Below are 295 nucleotides of genomic sequence, written 5' to 3' on the forward strand. Positions count from 1 at the left end.
CACACCCTCCGGCACACCCGCCAGCTCCGCCACCACCCCCGGAGCATCCAGATCCACCACCTGCAGACCAGCTACAGCCAGGCCACGCGTCAATTCGCCCAAGCCCACGACCACGTCGGCCCCGCTATCGGCGAGCATGAAGGTGCACCGCTCCGCCGGATAATCGGGGTCCAGCGGAACGTAAGCCGCGCCCGCCTTCCACACCGCCACGATCGCCACGACCATATCGAGCCCACGTGGCAGACACAGCCCCACCACCGACTCGGCCGTCACACCACGAGCCCGCAGCACATGC

1 protein-coding gene is annotated in these 295 nt (G+C 68.5%); it reads right to left on the reverse strand.

The window, feature by feature from the left end; all coding sequences use genetic code 11:
• A partial coding sequence (locus H0H10_RS40420) for an AMP-binding protein (protein WP_309141695.1) occupies positions 1-291 on the reverse strand: 291 nt, incomplete at its 3' end.
• Between the last annotated feature and the right edge of the window lie 4 nt (positions 292-295).

The sequence above is a fragment of the Streptomyces griseicoloratus genome (genome assembly GCF_014534645.1).
GTDB classification, from domain to species: Bacteria; Actinomycetota; Actinomycetes; order Streptomycetales; family Streptomycetaceae; genus Streptomyces; species Streptomyces griseicoloratus.